The organism is Hyphococcus lacteus, from assembly GCF_041058985.1.
Lineage (GTDB): Bacteria > Pseudomonadota > Alphaproteobacteria > Caulobacterales > Parvularculaceae > Hyphococcus > Hyphococcus lacteus.
The window spans coordinates 20590-40951 of the sequence record NZ_JBEHZE010000002.1 but is presented as its reverse complement, the minus strand read 5'-3'; the positions used below and the strand labels follow the sequence as shown (position 1 = coordinate 40951).

19 protein-coding genes, 1 tRNA gene and 1 CRISPR repeat array are annotated in these 20362 nt (G+C 53.6%); of the genes, 5 read left to right on the top strand and 15 right to left on the bottom strand.

Annotated features, from left to right (window positions below; translation table 11 throughout):
• Positions 1–35: 35 nt before the first annotated feature.
• The 6 genes from ABFZ84_RS13565 to rlmB form a co-directional block, all read right to left on the bottom strand.
• Complete coding sequence (locus tag ABFZ84_RS13565) at positions 36–1679, bottom strand: acyl-CoA dehydrogenase family protein (RefSeq protein ID WP_369314620.1); 1644 nt, start codon at positions 1677–1679, stop codon at positions 36–38.
• 60 nt (positions 1680–1739) lie between these two features.
• A complete protein-coding gene (locus ABFZ84_RS13560; RefSeq protein ID WP_369314619.1) occupies positions 1740–2618 on the bottom strand; it encodes a sigma-70 family RNA polymerase sigma factor in 879 nt (292 codons plus the stop codon).
• Positions 2618–3079 carry a carboxymuconolactone decarboxylase family protein gene (locus ABFZ84_RS13555; protein ID WP_369314618.1) on the bottom strand — a complete coding sequence of 154 codons (462 nt, stop codon included), beginning with the start codon at positions 3077–3079 and terminating at the stop codon, positions 2618–2620. The genes ABFZ84_RS13560 and ABFZ84_RS13555 overlap by 1 nt, the downstream gene beginning before the upstream one ends.
• Before the next feature lie 66 nt (positions 3080–3145).
• Positions 3146–3796, bottom strand: coding sequence for an HAD-IA family hydrolase (locus ABFZ84_RS13550; protein WP_369314617.1), 651 nt, complete (start codon positions 3794–3796; stop codon positions 3146–3148).
• Between the two features lie 48 nt (positions 3797–3844).
• Positions 3845–4477 carry a glutathione S-transferase family protein gene (locus tag ABFZ84_RS13545; RefSeq protein WP_369314616.1) on the bottom strand — a complete coding sequence of 211 codons (633 nt, stop codon included), beginning with the start codon at positions 4475–4477 and terminating at the stop codon, positions 3845–3847.
• A 30-nt stretch (positions 4478–4507) separates the two neighbouring features.
• Positions 4508–5317 (bottom strand): 23S rRNA (guanosine(2251)-2'-O)-methyltransferase RlmB, encoded by an 810-nt coding sequence (gene rlmB, locus ABFZ84_RS13540; protein WP_369314615.1) that lies wholly within the window; start codon positions 5315–5317, stop codon positions 4508–4510.
• A gap of 183 nt (positions 5318–5500) precedes the next feature.
• Between rlmB and ABFZ84_RS13535 the strand changes: the two genes are divergently transcribed.
• A tRNA-Tyr gene (locus tag ABFZ84_RS13535) sits at positions 5501–5585 on the top strand.
• Between the two features lie 243 nt (positions 5586–5828).
• Here the strand turns inward: ABFZ84_RS13535 and ABFZ84_RS13530 are convergent.
• The 3 genes from ABFZ84_RS13530 to ABFZ84_RS13520 are packed head-to-tail and all read right to left on the bottom strand — an operon-like array spanning position 5829 to position 8193.
• Complete coding sequence (locus tag ABFZ84_RS13530) at positions 5829–7469, bottom strand: recombinase family protein (protein ID WP_369314614.1); 1641 nt, start codon at positions 7467–7469, stop codon at positions 5829–5831.
• Positions 7466–7936, bottom strand: a complete 471-nt coding sequence (locus tag ABFZ84_RS13525; protein WP_369314613.1) for a DUF2924 domain-containing protein — start codon at positions 7934–7936, stop codon at positions 7466–7468. The genes ABFZ84_RS13530 and ABFZ84_RS13525 overlap by 4 nt, the downstream gene beginning before the upstream one ends.
• Positions 7933–8193, bottom strand: a complete 261-nt coding sequence (locus ABFZ84_RS13520; RefSeq protein WP_369314612.1) for a DUF3489 domain-containing protein — start codon at positions 8191–8193, stop codon at positions 7933–7935. The genes ABFZ84_RS13525 and ABFZ84_RS13520 overlap by 4 nt, the downstream gene beginning before the upstream one ends.
• A gap of 319 nt (positions 8194–8512) precedes the next feature.
• On the opposite strand from ABFZ84_RS13520, the gene ABFZ84_RS13515 reads away from it, so the two are divergent.
• Together ABFZ84_RS13515 and ABFZ84_RS13510 are read left to right on the top strand one after the other, a co-directional pair.
• Positions 8513–9352: a hypothetical protein gene (locus ABFZ84_RS13515; RefSeq protein ID WP_369314611.1), complete on the top strand. Its 840-nt coding sequence runs from the start codon at positions 8513–8515 to the stop codon at positions 9350–9352.
• Entirely contained in the window at positions 9345–12641 is a 3297-nt protein-coding gene (locus ABFZ84_RS13510) for a DEAD/DEAH box helicase (protein WP_369314610.1), read from the top strand. Before ABFZ84_RS13515 ends, ABFZ84_RS13510 begins: the two co-directional genes overlap by 8 nt.
• 142 nt (positions 12642–12783) lie before the next feature.
• Here the strand turns inward: ABFZ84_RS13510 and ABFZ84_RS13505 are convergent, their stop codons facing one another.
• The 3 genes from ABFZ84_RS13505 to ABFZ84_RS13495 form a co-directional block, all read right to left on the bottom strand.
• Entirely contained in the window at positions 12784–13542 is a 759-nt protein-coding gene (locus ABFZ84_RS13505; protein ID WP_369314609.1) for an ATP-binding protein, read from the bottom strand.
• Positions 13543–13574: 32 nt separating this feature from the next.
• Positions 13575–14582 (bottom strand): hypothetical protein, encoded by a 1008-nt coding sequence (locus ABFZ84_RS13500; RefSeq protein ID WP_369314608.1) that lies wholly within the window; start codon positions 14580–14582, stop codon positions 13575–13577.
• A 128-nt stretch (positions 14583–14710) separates the two neighbouring features.
• Entirely contained in the window at positions 14711–15061 is a 351-nt protein-coding gene (locus tag ABFZ84_RS13495; RefSeq protein WP_369314607.1) for a hypothetical protein, read from the bottom strand.
• Positions 15062–15106: 45 nt separating this feature from the next.
• Here ABFZ84_RS13495 and cas1 point away from each other — a divergent pair, with 45 nt between their 5' ends.
• The gene (gene cas1 / locus ABFZ84_RS13490) at positions 15107–15691 is read left to right on the top strand and encodes a type II CRISPR-associated endonuclease Cas1 (protein ID WP_369314606.1); all 585 of its coding nucleotides are present in this window, start codon (positions 15107–15109) and stop codon (positions 15689–15691) included.
• The gene (gene cas2, locus ABFZ84_RS13485) at positions 15688–16029 is read left to right on the top strand and encodes a CRISPR-associated endonuclease Cas2 (RefSeq protein WP_369314605.1); all 342 of its coding nucleotides are present in this window, start codon (positions 15688–15690) and stop codon (positions 16027–16029) included. Before cas1 ends, cas2 begins: the two co-directional genes overlap by 4 nt.
• A gap of 72 nt (positions 16030–16101) precedes the next feature.
• Positions 16102–16532: direct repeats of the CRISPR family, unit length 36 nt; unit sequence GTTGTAGCACTCTGGAAAAGTCGGACCAACCGCAAC.
• Between the two features lie 460 nt (positions 16533–16992).
• Here the strand turns inward: cas2 and ccoS are convergent.
• Genes ccoS through ABFZ84_RS13470 form a run of 3 tightly spaced genes read right to left on the bottom strand, consistent with a single transcriptional unit; the run spans position 16993 to position 20221 of the window.
• On the bottom strand, positions 16993–17157 hold the full coding sequence (gene ccoS, locus ABFZ84_RS13480; RefSeq protein WP_369314604.1) for a cbb3-type cytochrome oxidase assembly protein CcoS: 165 nt from the start codon (positions 17155–17157) through the stop codon (positions 16993–16995).
• Positions 17157–19403 carry a heavy metal translocating P-type ATPase gene (locus tag ABFZ84_RS13475; RefSeq protein ID WP_369314603.1) on the bottom strand — a complete coding sequence of 749 codons (2247 nt, stop codon included), beginning with the start codon at positions 19401–19403 and terminating at the stop codon, positions 17157–17159. The genes ccoS and ABFZ84_RS13475 overlap by 1 nt, the downstream gene beginning before the upstream one ends.
• A complete protein-coding gene (locus ABFZ84_RS13470; protein WP_369314602.1) occupies positions 19400–20221 on the bottom strand; it encodes a DUF2189 domain-containing protein in 822 nt (273 codons plus the stop codon). Before ABFZ84_RS13470 ends, ABFZ84_RS13475 begins: the two co-directional genes overlap by 4 nt.
• Positions 20222–20362: the final 141 nt, after the last annotated feature.

Below are 20362 nucleotides of genomic sequence, written 5' to 3'. Positions count from 1 at the left end.
TGTTTAGTTTTGTGTGGGTTCGTATGCGAATGGGTTTATGCGGGGCGGGCGCGGCCGATGATTTTGTTGGCCTCGCTGATCGGATGACCGCCATAGATATGGGCGTGTTCACCGATGCGCGCGTCAATATAGGCGTCAAAGACGAAATCCGGCGCGGTCTTCAACAGTGCCGCCGCCGACAGGGCCACGGCCATGGTTTCGGCAAAGGCGCGGGCCGTACTTTCGTTCAGCGCGCCGGGTTTGAACCAATCGTCGAGCCGGTCAATATGTTGATCGAGGTCGCTGTTATTGCCGCGCGCCGAATTGATCTCTTCACGGACGGCCGCAATGCTATCGGGTTCGCGCGTCAGCGCGCGCAAGATGTCGAGCGCAATCACATTGCCCGATCCTTCCCATATGGCGTTAAGCGGCGATTGCCGAAACAGACGCGGCATCGGCCCTTCTTCAACAAAACCAGCACCGCCATGACATTCAAGCGCCTCATAAACGACGCCCGGTTGGCGTTTACACACCCAATATTTCGCGATGGGGGTTGCAAGGCGCATAAACGCAGCTTCGCCAGCGTCGCTGTTCATTTGGTCAAAGGCGCGGGCGATCCGCATGGAAAGCGCGGTCGCGGCTTCGCTCTCGAGCGCGAGATCGGCAAGCACCATGGTCATGGCGGGCTGGTCGATCAGTTTTTTCTGAAACGCCGATCGATGCGTCGCGTGCCATACGGCCTCGCGCGTGGCGGCGCGCATGCCGCCTGCCGATCCGGCGATACAATCAAGTCGCGTGTGTTGGACCATGTCGATGATCGTGCGAACGCCGCGGCCTTCGTCGCCAATGCGCTGGGCCCACGCGCCGTGATATTCGATCTCGGACGACGCATTGGCGCGGTCACCCAATTTGTCTTTAAGCCGCATGATGTGCATTTGGTTGCGGGTGCCGTCGGGTCGCCATCGCGGCACCAAAAAGCAGGTAACGCCTGCATCGGTTTGGGCGAGGGTCAAAAATGCGTCACACATAGGCGCGGAACAGAACCATTTGTGTCCGGTCAGTTCATATTCACCATTGCCGATGGGTGTCGCGCGCGTTGCATTGGCCCGAATATCAGATCCGCCTTGTTTCTCGGTCATGGCCATGCCGATGGTCGCGCCCGTTTTTTCCGACGCCGGAATAAATCGCGGGTCATATTGGCCCGAAATGATGCGCGGACCCCATTGTTCCGCCAGTGCCGGTTCGTGCCGCAAAGCCGGCATCGACGCATAGGTCATGGTCATGGGGCAACCGACACCGGGCTCGGTGCCGGCCTGAAGGTAAACCATCGCGGCGTGGGCGAGGTGGCCAGCGCTTTTCGCGGTCCATGCAAGCGATGCATATCCGGACGAAAGCCCGAGCGCGATCAATTGATGATAGGCAGGGTGAAACTCGACCTCGTCCAACCGATGTCCGTAGCGATCAAAACTTTTGAGTTTCGGTGGGGTCTGATGGGCTTCGCGCGCCCATTGCGTCGTTTCCGCGCGCCCAAGTGCGTCTCCATAGGCCGAAAGATGGGCATTGTGATCGCGGCCACCGTTTTTGCTAACCGCATTCACCAACGCTGCGTCGCCATCATAGAAATTGACGTCTTCAAGGGGCGGGGGCTGATTGGTGACGTCGTGTGTTTCGAGTTCGGTTTGCGGGCGAAAATGCGTCATGGCCAATGTCCATCTCTGCGATATTGCCAAGTGTGCGCGTTTCGTGCGGGCCTTTCAATATCAGTGTGCAGTGTTGAGATAGGAGAGATGCCGCAGTTTATCGGGGTTGCGGGTAATGTATATGGCCGTGATCTTTCCGTCGGTGATCTCAACGACATTGGTTTGCAATATGCCATCGTTCGCACGAACAATCTCGCCGGGCATGCCGTTTATTCGGGTGCGGCGCAAAAGTGTAGAGCGTTGATCGCCGCTTTTTCTTGTAAGCCCCGCATAGAACCGGACGATCTTTTCTGCGCTATAAACAATGTTAAGGGCGGAACTAACCTTGCCGCCGCCATCGGTGTGAAGAACGGCGTCTTTAGCAAGAACAGCACTCAGCGCATCAGTATCGCCGCTACGCATGGCGTCGAAAAACGCGTTGGCGATTTCGTGGCTACGTTTCGGTTCAACGGTAAAGCGCGGACGTTCGTGTCGGATGTGATTGCGGGCGCGGGTCGCAAGTTGCCTGCAACTGGCTTCCGACCGGTCAAGAACCTCTGCGATCTCGTCATAACCATTGTCAAAAACATCATGAAGCAAAAATGCCGCCCGTTCGAGCGGCGACAATCGTTCAAGCGCCAACATAAGCGCGTAAGAGATATCTTGCGCCAGGATTTCGGGCTCTTCTGTCACAAGGTCTGGCCGGTTTATTATTGGCTCAGGCAACCAAGGGCCTACGTAAATTTCGCGTTTTGTCCGGGCTTGCTTCAACCGATCAAGACACAAGCGCGACACGATTTTAGAAAGATATGCCCGTGGATTTTCGACGTTCTTGCTTTCTCGCCATCGAAGGTAGGAATCTTGAACAAGATCCTCCGCTTCAGCGACCGAACCAAGCATGCGATAGGCAACACCGAACAGATAGGTTCTGTGTTGCTCAAAGGCTTCATCATGAGACATCAAGACGCCAATTCCATGGGCTCCACAGGGTGAGCAAGTTGAAACGCAGCATTCATCCGGTTCCAGACATTAATCATACCGATCGACACCGTAAGGTCGATCAAGTCTTCTTCGAGGAAATGTTCGAGAACTTCATTGTAGATTTCATCGGAAACGGGCTGGCCAGTCAATTGCGTAATTGTTTCAGTCCACAAAAGTGCTGCCCGTTCGCGTGGGGAAAAAAGCGACGACTCGCGCCATGCAGAAAGAAGATAAAGCCGGGCTTCGGTCTCGCCCGCTTTGCGTGCATCGCGAGTATGCATATGCACACAAAAAGCGCAGGCATTGATTTGCGATGCCCGGATTTTCACAAGCTCAAGCAGAGAATGTTCAAGGTTTGTGGTTTCAACATATTGCGAAAATTGCAACAAGGCCTTGAACGCGGCGGGGTGTTTCGAATGATAGTCGAGTCTCGTTTTCACCAAAGGGCTCCAATAAAGCTTCAGAAAACAAGACGAGATAGCCTCGGCGTTTGTGACATGCCGTGGTCAATTTCTTTGCAAAAGCATATCCAATTCTTTGATCGCCGGCGAAACATCACCAAACGGCACTTTGATCGTCGTCATGCCCATTTCCCGCGCAGGTTTGAGGTTGACGCCAAGATCGTCGAGGAAAATGCAATTCGCTGGCGCAACCGAAAGTGCTTCGCACATCATTTCATAGATGCGTGGTTCGGGTTTTCTAACGCCTGCTTTGGCCGACTCGATCATATGGTCGAAATTTTTGTGGATCAGTTCAAGAACCTCCCGGTTCTCGTCTTTGGCCAACATTTCGTCAGACCCGAGTTTGGGCAAATTGTTAGTGATGCAGCCAGTTTTAAGCCCATGCGATTTTACACGGGAAAGGGCATCGATCATGTTGTGGTTAAAAGTCAGCGACAAAAGCCCGACCAGTGTCCTGCCGCGAATTTCAAACCCCGCCGCGCGGGTTTCTTCGGCAAAAGCCTGGTCGAACGTATCAAAATCAATTTCGGCTCGTTCAAATTTCGCCCAGGCATTTTCGTTGATGTTGGTTTTTATTATGCCGCCAATGAAGCGTTCGGGTAAATCGTTCTCGCGCTCGAATACAGCAAAATTTTGTACGGGCGAGGTGGTAAACACCCCGCCGAAATCAAAAATCACAGCTTTGAAGTTAGGCATTATATATATGACCTTTGGAAGGCTGGGGAGAATATTGGTGAGGGTATTCTATTGGTTGTCGAGCCCCAATTCCTTACTGAATTGTTGGTTTGCTTCGGCGCATTTTTGGGCGGCTGGTCTTGCCATCAAACGGTCAACATAGTCCGTGAACAGTTTTTCTTTTTCTATAGCGCCAAACAGCATCGCGAAATTCAATGCGGAACCAAAAACGACATCTGCGGCGCTAAATTGATCACCCAAGATGTAATCACCATTTGAAAGGGCATGACGCATGGTATTTAATGCAGATTCTTCGGAGCCATAAAGCACTGCGTCCGGGTTCGGACGTTCCACTGGCATTAGCTTGTCGAGTATCAATGGTTCTATGCTGGATGGCGCGAAAAATATCCACCGCAGATAGGTCCCGCGACGCGGATCATCAAATTTGGGTGCAAGGCCCGCATTAGGAAAACGATCCGCCAGATAAACACAAATCGCTGCAGCTTCGGAAATAACGACACCTTCATGAATCAGTACGGGGATCTTTCCCATCGGATTCAGCTTCAGAAATTCCGGCGCTTTATGTTCTTGCGCTGCAAGGTTAATCAATTTGACGTCACACACACCACCCAGCTCTTCGTTAAGCCATTGCGGCGTTTGCGATCGGGAATTGGGCGTGTGGTAGAGGACGGGTTTTGGCATTGTGGCGTTCCTATTATTTGTAAAAATGGTTTAGCGGTTGCGCGCTGCTTCATACAAAGAAATTGCAGCCGCGTTTGAAACATTGAGGCTCTCAACGCCATCAGCGATTGGTATGCGGTAAAGTCCGTCGCAGTGTTTAGCGACCAGCGGGCGCAGACCAGCGCCTTCTGCACCCATGACCAATGCTAAAGGTTGCGCGCCGGGTAGGGTGGTGATCGCCTCGGCTCCTTCGCCCGCGAGGCCTGCGCAAAAATACCCTAGCTCCTGAAGCGCGTTGATCGCTCTTGCGATGTTCACGACCTCGATGCAAGGGATTATCTCGATTGCCCCAGCGGCGGCTTTGGCCAAAGGGCCGGCAAGGGGCGGTGTCCGCCTGTCCTGAACGATCACCGCACAGGCACCGAATGCGGCCGCAGAACGAAACAGCGCGCCAATGTTTTGCGGGTCCGTTATCTGATCGAGGATTAAAACAGGGTGACCTGACATCACCGGATCACAGACATCCTCAAGGGTGCGTTTCGCCAGTGGTTCGACTAGGGCGGCAACACCCTGATGAACAGCGCCAGGTTGTAGTAATTGGTCTAGTTCTTCGGGCCGGGCCTCAATAGCCTCGGTCAGGCCCGTCTCTGCATCCGCCAGCCATTGCGCACCATTTCGGGTCGCGAACACTTTATTGATTTTGCGGTTTGGGTTTTTGATCGCTGCTGCTATCGCATGTCGTCCATATAGCCACAGACCGTTTTCGTCCCAAGCTGGGGCCGAATCGTGACCCTGCCTGCGCAGTTTTGACGGCTTTCTGGTCGGTTTTTTTCGCGGACGAGATTGGTTTTTTTGCTTCATATCCACGGCCTAGCCGGTTCGAAAGCCCCTGTGAACAGGAAATCACTTATGAAGCGCAATCAAACGGTTGCGAAGCGCGGCCAGCGCCGCTATAGACCCCGTTCTCCCGGCGGGATCAAGCGGATACCGCGTCGATTTTGCCAATCCGGGATTAGCCATCTTTGGTGGTTGATGCCGTCCCGTGGAGGGGTGGGAGAGTGGTTAAATCCACCAGACTGTAAATCTGGCCGCTTAGCGTACGTTGGTTCGAATCCAACCCCCTCCACCATTCAGTCCACTAGTTTTCGTCTATAAGGTGTATTGCGCCAAAAGGCCCGCAGTGTGGCGGGATTTCGGGCGATTAGAACGTCTCTGTTGTCTCCAAAGTGGGTGAGAGAGCGCAATGTTCGCAAAAATCTCCGTGCGCCTATTTTGGCCACCAACTGAACGGGCACGATGATCGGCTGTGGAATAGGCAATGATGCCGAACGCCTACGCGTTTTCCCTTATTACGTCACAGATTTTGGTTTGATTAGTTTTGTGCCAGTCCGAATAGGCGACGCTGCTCCGACCAAGTGAGAGGCAAATCCGCAAGGCGGCGAAGTCGCTCTGGCGTCCAATCATCGGAGGTCGTTCCGTCTAATAATGCTCTGACTATATCTGGCGCTAAGAAGGCGAGGCGCATTTGTTTGCTCACATCGCTTATGTCGGTGTTGGCTTCTTTCGCGATATCTTTGAGTGCTGTATCCGGATTGTTGAACCATCGGTCGCGCCAGAGGAAGGCGGTCTTCAATAGTCCTGCGATGGTTTCATTGGGCACCGGATGGGTTTCAGTTTTTCCGAGCACCAGTCGAAGGCCGGTGCCGCGCTTGCCAATGTGTGTTTGTGATTTAATGACGCAAGTCTCGAGCAGGGGAAGCTGGACGTCTTTTCCAAAAAGCGCGCTAGCATATAAAATGATTTCCATTCCAGTTTCGTAAAGGTCTACACGTTTGATACGCGTAACCCATCGCAACAATATTGATTGTGATGATTGCCCCAATTGTTCAGCGTGCATCTGATCAATTGCATGGCGCGCCCCTTGTAGATCCGAGGCGCTCGCGCCCTTCGGCAACAACGATTGCATGATATCTGGTGATGCCATTCCTTCAGCCATTACCTTGACGATGGTCGCGTCAAGTGTTTCAGCATTAATCCGCCAGCGCGCTGTTGCTGCAGCCGTTCCTTTTTCGAACGCATGGCTCACATAGTATCGGTAGCGCTTGCCGCCTTTGGAGGCGTGGCTCGGTGTCAACCGATGACCATCAGCAAAGAGCTTACCAGATAAGGGATTACTCGATCTGGTTTTAATGCCTTTGCGTTGACTTGCAGCGCGACGCTTCGATTGCACGTTGTCCCAAAGGGCTTTGTCGACAATCGCGTCATGTGCACCTTCATGCAACTCGCTTCCACATCGCACAAGGCCAACGTAGATTGGATTGGCCAGGATATGATAAAGCGGCCCGCGCGTGATTGGTTTTCCGCCACCATGGGATCGTTGTTTGGATTGCAGACCTTCATCCCTTGCAATCTTCAGAACGCTGCGGACACAAACAGTCTCAAGATAAAGCTCAAATAACCTTCTGACGGTTTTGGCTTCGGCCTCATTCACCACAAGCTTCTTATCGATATTGTCATAGCCGAGGGGTGGGTTGCCGCCGGTCCACAGGCCTTTGCGGCGAGAGGCTGCAATCTTGTCCTTGATGCGTTCGGCCGTGACCTCCCGTTCGAACTGGGCAAAGGATAAGAGGACATTGAGCGTTAACCGACCCATGGAGGACGACGTATTGAACTGCTGGGTTACAGAGACGAAGGAGACCTCTTGTGCATCAAAGCGTTCCACCAGTTTAGCGAAGTCGGCAAGCGATCGGGTGAGGCGGTCCACCTTGTAGACGACGATGAGATCAATGCGCCCAGCATCAATCTCTGCCAGCAGCGCCTTGAGTGCAGGACGGTCCATATTACCGCCGGAGAGGCCCCCATCATCAAAACGGGTCTTGACCAGTTTCCAGCCCTCATGTCGCTGGGACGCGATATAGGCCTCGCAGGCCTCCCGCTGGGCATCGAGAGAGTTAAAGGCTTGATCAAGCCCTTCCTCCGTCGATTTACGGGTATAGATGGCGCAGCGTTTCATTGCGCCACCACTCTCGCGGAACGCAGCCCAAAGAACGCTGGGCCATTGCGTTTGACACCGGTAATGGCTTCCGCAGCCGCCGACAGTGATCGAAAGCGCTTACCGTCTAAATAGCAGCCATCACCCGCGACATAGACCTCATATTGCTTGCCGCGCCATTCGCGGACCAGCCGCCCGCCCGGCCGCAGGGATTGGCGAGGGGCAATCTTTACTTTGGAAGGACCCTGACGCCCTTTGCTACTTGAACTCTGTGCCATAACGCGCTTGTGCAGACGATCAACACGTACGCGATGGAATTTACGCTGCATCTCATAGGCGATGGCGAGGATTAAAAGCGTGCGGCCGATGCGTTTAGGCGGCGTGCGTTTGTGGTGCTTGTGATAGAGCTGCTTCAGGTCCCCAAATGAAAGATCATCAAGGCTGGAGAGTGCCTGTTCCAACGCGGCGGTATCACCATACCGGGTCATTTAGCATCTCGGATGTAATAGCGCTGAGGGCCCTTATTTGGCTTTTCCGCCACCAGCGTATAGCCGAGTTTCTTCTTCACGGTCCCGGATAAAAACCCGCGAATAGAATGGTCTTGCCACCCAGAGACCGCGGCTAAATCCTCAAGGCTTGCCCCGCTTTTACGCCGTAGCTGCGCTAGAATTCGATCCTTCTTCGATTTTTCAGGTGCGTTGTTTTTAGTCCGGTGCTTAGCCGTAGTTTTTCCATGTTGGCCCATGATTGCCTCCTCGTTGTTGCACCGCGACAAGCCCGGCGTCGGAGACGGTCGGGCAGGGGCGAAACAAGGCATTCGCGATAGCCACAGCAACGCTCTTTATAAGGAGGAAGTCCAGTGAATTGTTCGGGAATAGCGGCCGCGTTGGGGGTGGGTTCGAACGCTAACGATTGTGAATTTCTATGGCACCGATTCAAAGGGACTTGTTTTCGATCTCAAAAAAGGTCAGCAACGCGCGCAAAAGCGGACATTCTGAATTTTAGCGCTAGTTGGCACTTCTTTCCAAATACAGCCATAGTTGAGTCTGAGTTCCTTAAATTGCATGGCTGAAAAACATGCGAAAAAGTTGGGAAAGATGCCGCTTTCATTCACGCCCATTTCGTCAGGTAATGACTGGCACGGTGCCACTTGGAGCGTCGATGATGAAGACACGCTCGCTGAGATGATCGCGCGTATCGCGATCGGCCAATCGCGCGTGGTCGGAAAGGTTCTCAAGAAACTCAACGCCGCACCGACGGGTTTTCCGAAAGGCGGATTTGCTGGCGCCAGAGCGTTGCTGACGCTCAAAGACGAGGACGACGATCCTTACCATCGCGATGGCTGGGTGTTTCAGGCGATCTCATGGATTGCATTGAACACTCAGGAAGAGAACGCGCTGATACGGGCGCCTCAAATCCGCAAGGCCGACAAGGGGCTCGATGGTCTCCTGATCCGGTTTGATGACGATGACGTCGCGCACGTCGTGATCTGCGAAGAAAAAGCGACGGAGCATCCCCGTCAGAAAGTATACTCACAGGTCTGGCCGGAGTTCGAAGATTTCGAGACCGGCGTCCGGGACCATGAGCTTATCGCAGGCGTGACCTCGCTGCTGGCGACATCGGCTGAAGACGATCCTGACGCGGTGGTAGCTGATATTTTGTGGGAGGATGTTCGGGCCTATCGGGTTGCTGTGACGGTCGGTGATACCCACGCCACGTCGGCTGGCCGCAAGCGGCTGTTCAAGGGCTATGAAGAGACGGTCGATGGAGATGTGGAGCGGCGTCAGGCCGAAACTCTCTATCTTGAGGACGTTCGCGAGTGGATTGGTGCGCTTGCAGCCAAAGCTGTGGCAGTAATCGACGCCGCAGAGGCAGCTTTTGAGCAGGATGGTGCGTATGTATGATCCCTCAACAGCCTCGCTCATTCGCCTGACGCCAGAACTACCGGAGCTTGATCGCGAAGGATTGCCGGACACCTTATCGCGCGCTTTTGCCGAAATCGCATCCGCGCGAGTCGCCTTGCGCGACGGCGATGCGGAGCCCGAGTCCTTGCGAAACACGCATTCATTTGCGCGGCGGCTCGCACACACAAACGAAGCTCTGGTGGCGATCGCTCCAGATCGCGAAGACAAAGCCGCTGCGGCCTTCGTGGCCGCTACGGCATATCAGTTGATTCGTCAGGTCGATGCGCTCGCTCGCGTCAATGAAGATCGCGCGTTCGTCGAAGCCGACGGGATCAGTCCCGACCTCTCAGCGATGCTGCTTTTTTTGGTCGCGGAAGCGTCAGCGGACGCCACAGAAATAGCGCGTAAGATGAAAGTGCCGCGCGGCGTACCTTTACAGTCTGAACTGATCTTGGCACTGATCATGCTCGCGCAAGGTCAGGTCGGACGCCTGACCGACCGGGCGCCGCCATCGGCGGACGGGCTTATTCGCGCTGAAGGGGCTGAACGCGCCGTTGAGGCGTTGTACTTTGAGCTTCTCCAAGGGGTTCGCGCGCTCGCCTTTCGGCTGCAAGGCCGCCGCAAAAAAGGCATGCACAATCCGGTCTCGGTGTTCCGGAACGTACAAGGCCTCGCAGCGCCGCTCACAACTGTTAAGATGGGTGAGACTAAGCATGGCCCAATCGCGGTGTTCCCAGGCCCTTATCAACTTGCCGGGCTGTTGATCGCGATTGGCGACACGCTGCTTGAAGGAGCATTGATCAATATTCCGCCGCCTACTAACGTGCCTGGAGAACCATGGCGCAAAGCGAAGCGGACTATCGCGGCGAGCCGTCCTTATCTTTGGCGCAACCACCAAGACGCGATCGAAAAAGGCTGTCTGGAACCAGGCGTCTCATCCGTCATCGGATTTCCGACCGGTGCCGGTAAGTCGACGGTGTCCCAGCTCAAAATTCAGGCTGTCCTTCTGGCAGGGCGCACAGCTGTTTTTCTCGCGCCGACCCATGCTTTGGTGGACCAGACCGCTCGGGATTTGAGCAAGGCGTTTCCGAGAGCGCGCGTTCGGGGTCAGCGAGAAGATGAATTCGGCGCTGACGGCGCGGAAGAGTTGCCGGACATCCGCGTTCTGACGCCGGAGGCCTGTCTGCTGCTTTCTCATGTGGACCCGGAAGCTTTTGAAGATTTGGGCCTCGTCATTTTCGACGAGTGCCATCTCGTCCATCCAAAGACCGATGGAAGTCGTCGCGCGCTTGACGCGATGCTTTGTATCCTCGCTCTTGCGCGTGTGGCACCGGGGGCGGACTTTGTTCTTCTTTCCGCGATGATGCGAAACACCGACGAATTGACGGGCTGGATCAGTGAACTTACAGCACGTCCTGCACTTTCGCTCGACCACCCTTGGAAGCCGACGCGGCAGCTACGCGGGTGTATCGTATACGATCTTAACGCGATCAAGGATTTAAGGGCCAAGCTGGTTGCCGCGCATAAGGAAAAGCCGAAGGGGAGAGCGTCAGCGGCTGTGGCGCGAAGGATGACTGCACAGCCGCTCGGTTTTTTCAGCGTGAAGCAAACATGGGCGTCTCAGGCGCGCGCTGATTACGCATTGCTGCCCTTTTATCCCGACAAGCTTCCGCTCGGGCTCAACGAACGTTGGGGCTTCACCGCCAATGCCGGCGTTCTCGCAGGATCGCTCGCGGCGGCGGCGGCTCAAGCTGGCGTTCGCACTTTGGTTTTTGCGCCGACAATCCCTATTGCGGCATCGATCGCGGAACGCGCCGCAGGTCTCATGGGCGAGGTCGACGTCGAACTGACAGAGACCGAAAATGCTGCGCTGCAGACCGCGATTGATGAGTTGGGCGGGGCTGATCAACTTTACGTCGACATGCGAGATGGCCGCCTTGCCGCTCCAGCAACGTGCCACCACGGACAGCTGCTGCCTGAAGAGCGCCAGGTTGCTGAATCGCTTTATCGGCGTGACGGTGCCGTCAGTGTTCTCGCGGCAACATCGACGTTGGCGCAGGGTATGAATTTGCCTGCCGAGCTTGTGATCTTATCCACCGACAGTGAATACAATGCCGAGACCGGCGGGCGGAGTATTCTCAAGGCGGAGGACTTGTTGAATGCGGCCGGGCGCGCGGGGCGGGCAGGCGAAAACGCCACCGGCATGGTGGTGGTGATCCCGAGCAAAGTCACCGGCATCAATCTTGGTACCAATAAAATTGGTCATCAGTGGAATAAGCTCCGCTCCATTTTCTCGCAGTCCGATCAGTGCCTTGATCTCGACGATCCACTCACGGAGGTCATGGACAGAATTCACGACCGCCGTGATGAGACCGGTGATCTGGAACGCTACGTGGTCACACGCCTTGTTCCTGAGGAAGGGATGGAAGCTGAGGATGAAAGACGGTCGGACCTTTCAAGAAGTTTCGCCGCCTATCGCAAGCGTCAGGCTGGTGATGCTGAGTGGGTGCAAACGCGTTTGGCCTCGGCTCGGGCGCTGCTGGCCGATACGGCTGAACCTGGTGATGACGCTGGGATGCTTCGGAAAATTGCCGCCAAACTAGGCTTGCCAGAAGGCGTTCTTCGCGATTTGCGCGGCGCGCTGGAAGGAGATGGACCGGGGGACGACGCGGAGCTGTCGGATTGGTGTGACTGGCTGTTCGGCTGGTTCGCGGCCCATCCCGACAACATGTTTCGATTAATCCGTCAAGACACGCTAGAATATCTTTTTGGGTCCGCGTTTAAGAAATTAGACGACAATGCCGCGCGAGCGGTATTCGCGGTCCCGCTCTTGCGGGATGCGCTTCTGGCGTGGATGTCGGGTGCGACTTTTAAAGAGATCCAAAAGCTCTTACCCGGAAGAACGCAGGATAAAAAGCGAAGCACCAGCGCGCGGAAATTCGTGATCCGGGTCGTTCCTGATCTCGCCCATATTTTTGGTTCTGTCGCCGATTTGCTGCAACGCGCAACTGACGGGGATACGCCGGAAGTCAAACCTCCGCCAGCCGCAGAACTACTCAATATCAGTATACGTCGCGGCTATCTGAGTGCCGAGATGGCGGCTTTTGCCGCCTATATTCAATCGGGCGGATCAAGATTGGCACGACGTGAGGTGCATCGCCGCTTTGACGAGATCAAAAATCATTTAGACGGCAGACCGGAAGACGAGACCATCGAACAGCTTTCGCGCCGTGTTGAGCATGCGATTGAGGCAGAAATCAATGGCCGGATGTGGCAAGACTTCAATTAGCGATTTCATTTCGCATTACAGAATGAACCGGTCTACGCTAGCTTTAGTCCGATGAGAGAATATTACCGAAATCCGAGACCGCGCATGAAGCGGATGTTCGAATTTCGCCCAGCAACACCCTGATCTTTTGCGCAATAGGAAATTATTGAATCGGAACGCAGCGAACAAAGGAAAAAAACCCGGGTGCGGTTGGCTTCTGACTCGTATGCGCAGGAATGGCACCGTCGGGCGCGCGGATGAGTTCGCGCGCATGGTCGTCGGAGCGAAAACGAACATGATCGCTGACGTTCGCCAATCCGATAAATATTGGCCGAAATCCGCGGCCGCGATCCGGTTCATCGGCAAACCTTGAATTCCCCTCTGTGAGCGCGAGCTCCAGCGCCGTACCGGCATCTGAAAGCGCAGCGAATTTGGGATTTTGCCTTAGGCTCCTTAAAACCCCAATGCCGCGATCCGCGACGACAAACTCGAAAGCGTTTTCCGTTGCGGCGAATGCGATATAGCCCGAGTCTGACGCCTCGCTGTGCTCGAGGATATTGCCGTGGAGTTCCGTCGCAGCGGCCGTCAGCATGTTTGCGTCGCTTCGGTGAAAGCCAGCCCGCTGTGCTGCTCTCCGCGCTCGGTAGGTAAAGTCCGTGAAAAGATTGGCGTCGTCGTCCAATTTAGTCGCGGAGGCGAAGCCGAAATGGCGATCGCCTTCGAGGAAATATGTTTTCCGACTGATGATGGCTCTGATCAACGGCGACATGGCGTTGGAATGTAGCCATGAAGGATTGTCGCCCATCAGCCAGGGTTGTGCGTGATGCAACTCCAACAACGGACCGATTGACTCTGCATTGGCAACAGGCCAGCCATCTTGAGAGACGCCACCGTCTTCAAGCGCAAAGCAGACGTCGTCCACAAATTCGAAGGAAAGGGGTTCGATGGTTCACCTCACGCCGCTTTTCGAAGCGGTTTGAGATCCGCAAAGTAGAGCGACTTCAATAGCAGCTCACGTTCGCGCAGATTGTACTCCACGAGCTCGTCAATAGGCGCACCTTTGGCTGTCGGCGTCGGCGTCCATTCGAGATGGTCATTACCCACCCGGACAGCGCGTTGCCTTTTGATGGAGCGCATGAACCCGGTGGTATCGATATAAGTAACCGTGCGGAAAACTTTGCGAAGCGCCGGGATGACGTCAGGATCACCCCTTAAGATGATATCTAAAGGGCGTGGGCAATTTTCGGCGATCATGGTGAGGTGATCGACGTGAAATGACTTTCGATCTTTTCTGGAAGGGCCCGTAATAAACTCATAGGCGAGGGCCTCGACCTCGAAACGTTCCGCGACAAACCGAGACCACCGTTCTGCATCTTTTTCAGTGCGTCCATTGGGATGGAGCGCGCATGGCATACCGGCTGATTGAAATGCGGCGAACATGAGTCCGATCTTTTTGATCGAGTGGAGATCTTCGTAGCGCGGATGATCAAGAACGACACTGAAGTTTGGCGTCGTCACATGTTCAACGCCGATTTCCTTAAAAGACCGGACGATGTTTTCCATCTCGTCGCCGAGCGACCAGAAGGGTTCAATTCGTTCGTCCTTGTCGATCCCGGACAAAATGATTCGAGCGTCCGAAGACAAACCAAAACTTTCGATTAGGGCCTCACGGATTTCAAATCGAGGCTTGCGCGTCACAAAATTAACAAGATCTGCCATGCGGAGCGCAACCACGGGGTTTGCCAGCGGCGTTTTGCGACTGCTACCGTGATACACCAGAGGCACGACCGGCGGCAGAGTTGGACGGCTCAGCGCAGGCGCGCGCGGCACGTCCCGAAGCCGGAAGCCGCCAATTTCGCGGACCTGATCGACAAATTTGTGGCGGTGGTTTTTGCAGACCCGATTACAGGTTTCTGGTTTACCGCAGCATAGCCACAGGCAGTCTTCAATATTGGCTTCCACACATAATCCGCCGCAAACATCACGAGTTTTACATGAGGCACAGCCCAGGCACATTGGATGAACGCCAGGCGAGTCCGTCAAAGTGCGGATGATAACTCTGTTGCTCCGGGTGTCTTCGCGTTCAACATTCAGCATAATTTGATATCCGCGGTTTTTGAGATCGGGTTGATTTTTGAAACTTCGCCTTTGGCGACACCGCCGCTATTGGAAATTGCAGAAACGACGTCGGCGGGCGGGTTTGCAAATGTGGCAACTGTTTTGTGGCCGATAACGGCGCTCAACGACTTGCCGTCGGATTCGACAATGACCTTCTCGCCGCAAGAGAGCGCGGTGCCGGCGTTGATTTTCGCAACGGCGCTTCGCGGTTGATCGTCTGGCGTTCGCGTAAACAAATCCGGCGTTGCAAGCCGCGCGCGTCCTTTGTCGAGGCTCTTTGCGTTTGTGTTGCGCGTCTTTTTCAGAAACTCGGCACCCATCATGCATTCTCCTCAACCAGCGATCGGTAAAACTTTGCCCGACCACGTGTGAATTCTCGCAAAAGTCCGCGCGACACCAAGGCCGATAAACGATTGTTCCAAGCTGTTGTGCTGGTTGTGCGTTCCGGCGATCCGGATAATTATGAGGCCCAGGCAGCGCGCAAATACTGGCCGCGCATTATGGCCGAGATGGATGAGCATTTTAAACGTGATAGCGCGTCCGCTGGTTTAAATGGTTGGCTCAATTATGGATATGCGGTTCTTCGGGCTGGCGCTGCGCGAAGCATCCTGTCCGCCGGACTCCATCCAAGCCTTTCTGTTCATCATGAAAGCAGAGGAGAAGCCCTTAGGCTCGCCTCCGATATTATGGAGCCCTTCCGGCCTTGGGTCGACCTCACGGTTCGCCGACGCGCATTGCGTCAAATGGAAAATTTATCCGACCTGAACCGGGACAACAAAGCAGCGATCATTGAGGTGCTCAATCTTGATTTGCGAACGGCGCATGGCGCAAGTCCTGTCCAATCTTGCCTCAACCGCTTGTGTCAGAGCTTTGCCCGCATTTGCCTTGGTGAACAGAGCAAATTGTACCTACCAGACGGCTTACTTTTCAATCCGACAGGAGGTGGCGAGTGAGGGCGCTGTCGCACCTTTCCGCTTATCAGCATATGTGGATCATGGTTCTCTTCGATTTGCCCACAACAACGCCGGAAGAGCGCAAAGCTTATACGCAATTTCGTGAGTTTCTATTGGATCAGAGCTTTGTCATGGCGCAATATTCAGTATATCTTCGTCATACGACGGGCCGAACCCAATCGGTACCAATTATTGATCGGATAAAAACTGCCGTGCAGCTGGAAGGCCATGTAGATATTCTGCAATTTACCGATCGCCAATACGCAGATATCGTTTCACTGAGAGGCCGAAGACGCAATGATTCGCGTGAAAACCCCGATCAACTTGTCATGTTCTAAGGCGAGTAGACGACTTTTCGAAACAGACAAAGTGATAATTCTCTTTCTTTTCAATCGTCTACCCACACAGCGGTTGTAGCACTCTGGAAAAGTCGGACCAACCGCAACACAGGTGAGATGGAAACCATCGCCCAAAACGTTGTAGCACTCTGGAAAAGTCGGACCAACCGCAACTGCATTTGGTACTGCTACCACTACGCCATTGTTGTAGCACTCTGGAAAAGTCGGACCAACCGCAACTTTGTGGTGATGGCATTGGTGACACCAAGCGTTGTAGCACTCTGGAAAAGTCGGACCAACCGCAACGGTTGATTCGATCACGTCACGCTTAGAAGGTTGTAGCACTCTGGAAAAGTCGGACCAACCGCAACAGCGGAGCGGTTCCGTCTACCAAATGTGACGTTGTAGCACTCTGGAAAAGTCGGACCAACCGCAACTTGAACCCCGGCGGGATCGGGTCGCCAAGCGTTGTAGCACTCTGGAAAAGTCGGACCAACCGCAACTTCCGTTCCTTCATGCGCTGACGGGTTACATGAAGGTCGAGCTAACGAAGCGTTTAAAAGTCCATGAGAATGGCCGCTTGAAACGGCTTCCCGCGGATGCATAACTCCACAGGCGGTCTTGAAAGGGACTGCCTCGGGAAACTGGTAGCGCCCTCGCGCAAACGCATGTTTATTGAACACGCATGTGGCAAATTCGACGTCTCAGAGCGCTTGACTCGCCGTTTTTTCTACAGCACCGTCCAACTCAGTGGAGAGAACCACAGTGCATTGACGATGAAGATGTGCTAACCTTCACGATCATTGAATTAGAAAACTCAATATGGTCGCCACGGTTACAAACCGATTTTGACATTGCTGAGAACGAATGGCTGGATGTGAACTGAAAACCAATTTTTGCGGGGCTATTTATTGTTTCTCGGGCACTAATCCAGATAATACAACATATTCATCAGTCTAAAGATTAGTTATTTTGCGTTGTATCGGTTTCATTTTCATCAATTAGGATTCGCTCTGCCGCGCCATCAAGGTCGTCGTACTGTCCGATTCTGAGAGTCCAAAGGAATAAAGCAAGACTGGCCGCACCGAGTATTATGGAGACCAGCACTAGGAGAGCTATAACGATCATCAAGCTGCTCCGTGATATTGGGTTGGCGTGCGCGCGACGTTCTTGTTCTTAATTGTTTTGACAAGTTGTTTTTGCTCTCCCATTCCAAGACGAAGCGAATTTAGAACTACGACGATTGATGATGTGGACATTGCTATCGCTGCGATTAGCGGCGTAATAAAACCAAGAAATGCTAGCGGTATAGCAACTCCATTGTAGAGAATAGCGAAAGCGATATTTTGCCGTATTAGTGTCTTAGCATTGCGCGCGGTGAGATAGGTTGTCGTGACGGCTTCAAGCCCATTGTTGAGAAATATGATGTCAGCAGCCGTCCGACCGATGTCTGCGGCGTTGCCGGGAGCCATTGACACATATGCACCAGCGAGAGCGGGCGCATCGTTGATACCGTCCCCGACCATCAAGACCTTGTGGCCTCGTGCCGCCTGCTTAGTAATATGAGCGAGTTTGGCCTGGGGTCGCAGGTTTGCGAAATATGGAACACCGCCGAGAAGAGCTGCGACCTCAGCAACCGGTCCCTTTCGATCGCCGGACAGTATCTCGATAGATAAATTGTTGTTTTTCAATTCTTTAAGGGCGTCGCTTGCGGATGGCTTTAGCCCATCAATAAATTTGAACGTCGCGAGTGTTCGGCCGGAAACGCCAAAAATGACAGTTGAGTAGTGTTTATGGTCTCGTGATTCTGCGTCGCCGGACGCCCAGCCGGCACGTCCGAGCCGATAAACAGCGCCATCAATTTTGGATTCTATTCCATCGCCCGGATGCTCAGTAAACTGATTTGTTTTAAATTGCACTTGCATTGGGGGCGGTATCGATTGTGCGAGAGCCTTTGAGTATGGGTGAGACGAATGTGCGGCGATTGAGGCGGCGAGGCGGAGTGTTCTTTCATCTACAGTACCACAATTTGTTAGATGAGGGGACCCTTCTGTGAGAGTACCTGTTTTGTCAAAAATGACCGAGTCTATGTCGGCGAGCTTTTCTAATGCGGTACCGCCTTTGATGAGAATACCATTACGGTAAAGACGTTGTGCTGCTATGACCTGCACCATAGGGGTTGCCAGTCCAAGGGCGCAGGGGCAGGTGATGATCAGCACACTCACAGCAACGGTGAGAGCGTGATGCGCATTTCCATCAATAAGAAACCAGAGCAGAAACGCTAGAACGGCACCGATATGAACAACTGGAGTGTAAAGTTTAGATACCCGATCTGCAATTCGTTGATAACCGTGACGAGAGGTTTCAGCCGATTCCATAAGGCGGATCATGTCGGAAATAAATGAAGTGTTAGAGGTGGATGAGGCTTTGATCACTATTGGGCCGGTAAGGTTGAGAGCACCGGCGAGCACAGTATCACCTATATGTGTCGAGCGTGGTTCGCTCTCTCCATTGATGACGGAGTGGTCAATATCAGAACGGCCATCGGTGATCGTTCCGTTGACGGGAATGCGCGCACCTGCGGGGATACGCATTTCCATGCCGGGCTGAATTTGCTCGATTGGGCTGTATCGTGTTGACCCATCGGGCTGGATTACAGCAGCGCCTTCGGGCGCTAACTTGCGTAGACCGTCAATGGCGCTATGGGCGCGCGCACGAACGACATAATCAAGCGTGCGTCCTATCAGGAGAAAAAAGAGTAAACTCGTCGCGGCGTCAAAATAGGCATGCTGGCCACCGGTTATAGTGTCGTAGAGGCTCATGGTAAAAGTGATAATGACGCCCGCGGATATGGGTACATCCATATTTGTTCCGCCTGATTTTAGCGCAGACCATGCGGACGAAAAGAAAATTTTGCCGCTAAAGACCATAACCGGTAATGCGATGAACGCTGAAATCCAATGAAATAACGTACGCGTTTCTTCGTCGGCACCAGCCCAGACCCCCACAGATAGCATCATGATATTTGCAGCGCCGAACCCCGCGACGGCGAGCGCACGGATGAGCGTACGTAGTTCATTGTCGGACGGCTTCGTGTCACAGTTGCTTAAATGCGCTTGGAAACCAAGTTGGCCTAATGCGTCAATTAACGGCGGAGCGTTATTTGATTTTTTCCAGTCGACGGTCACGCGTTTGGTTGATAAATTTACGCGTGTACGTACCACATTTGGTATTTTTGTGATGCCACTTTCAATTTTGTCGATACAGCCGGCACACTTTATGCCGGGAGCTGATAATACAGTCTGAAATAGGTCGTCGTCGATCTCACGACTGGCAAGTAAGAGCTCCTCTCCGGCGGTATCCGTTTGGTTCACGTAGTTTCTGCCTGTACATCATACATGCGTTTACCTTGTGTCATGGTTCGGTATGCATGCCATGTTGCGTGACCAATAACGGGAAAAATGACGATCAGCCCGAGGAAGCCCGTCGCTAAGCTGAATAAAAATAACACTAGGATGATCGCTCCCCAGACGATCGCAACGCCTCTATTTGCCCAGGAGAATGCAATGCTCGTTCCCATAGCCGTAAATGCATCAATACGTTCATTGAGTAACATTGGAATCGAGTAGGCACTAATTGCGAAGGCAAATGCTGCAAACAGGCCACCGGTTAGTGTTCCGATACTAAGTAACCCCCAGCCGCGGGGGGTGGTTAGTATGGTAATGGCAATTTCATGAATACCGGGGAACGGCAGCATACCGAAAAAGAGCGCGTAAAGAAGAACGGCAGCTCGCAACCATAAAATTAAAAGAAGCATCATGATTACGCCTACAAATAGGATTTGTCCTAGCGATTTTGCACGGACAAATACCATTGCAGAAAGCGAAACAGGTTCGCCGTTCTCAAGACGACGGCTTTTTTCATATAAACCAACGGCAATTGCAGGTCCCATGACCATAAAACCTGACAGTGCAGGAAAGAGGATATAGTCGAGCCCTAATTCAAGAAGTCCGCCAACGAGAAGCCCCGAAATGACAACCACGACTAATCCATATGCGAGGCTACTTAAAGGATAACGAAATGTATCAGCGAACCCAGCACTCAACCAATTAAAGGGTGTTGACAATGGTAAGCCCAACTGATGGCGCCTAGTCATGGGCGCGTCTGGGGTGGCTTGGGCAGTTTCAATCATTTTGGTTCTCTCCGCGCCAGGTACATCCAGATTTCGCTGCTCGATAGGTGTTCGGCGTTTCGTTTGGGTCACGACTATGGGCGACACAGTCGGGCTGAGATTGCATCGCGATATAGACAAGATGCGTGTTCGCCGCGATGA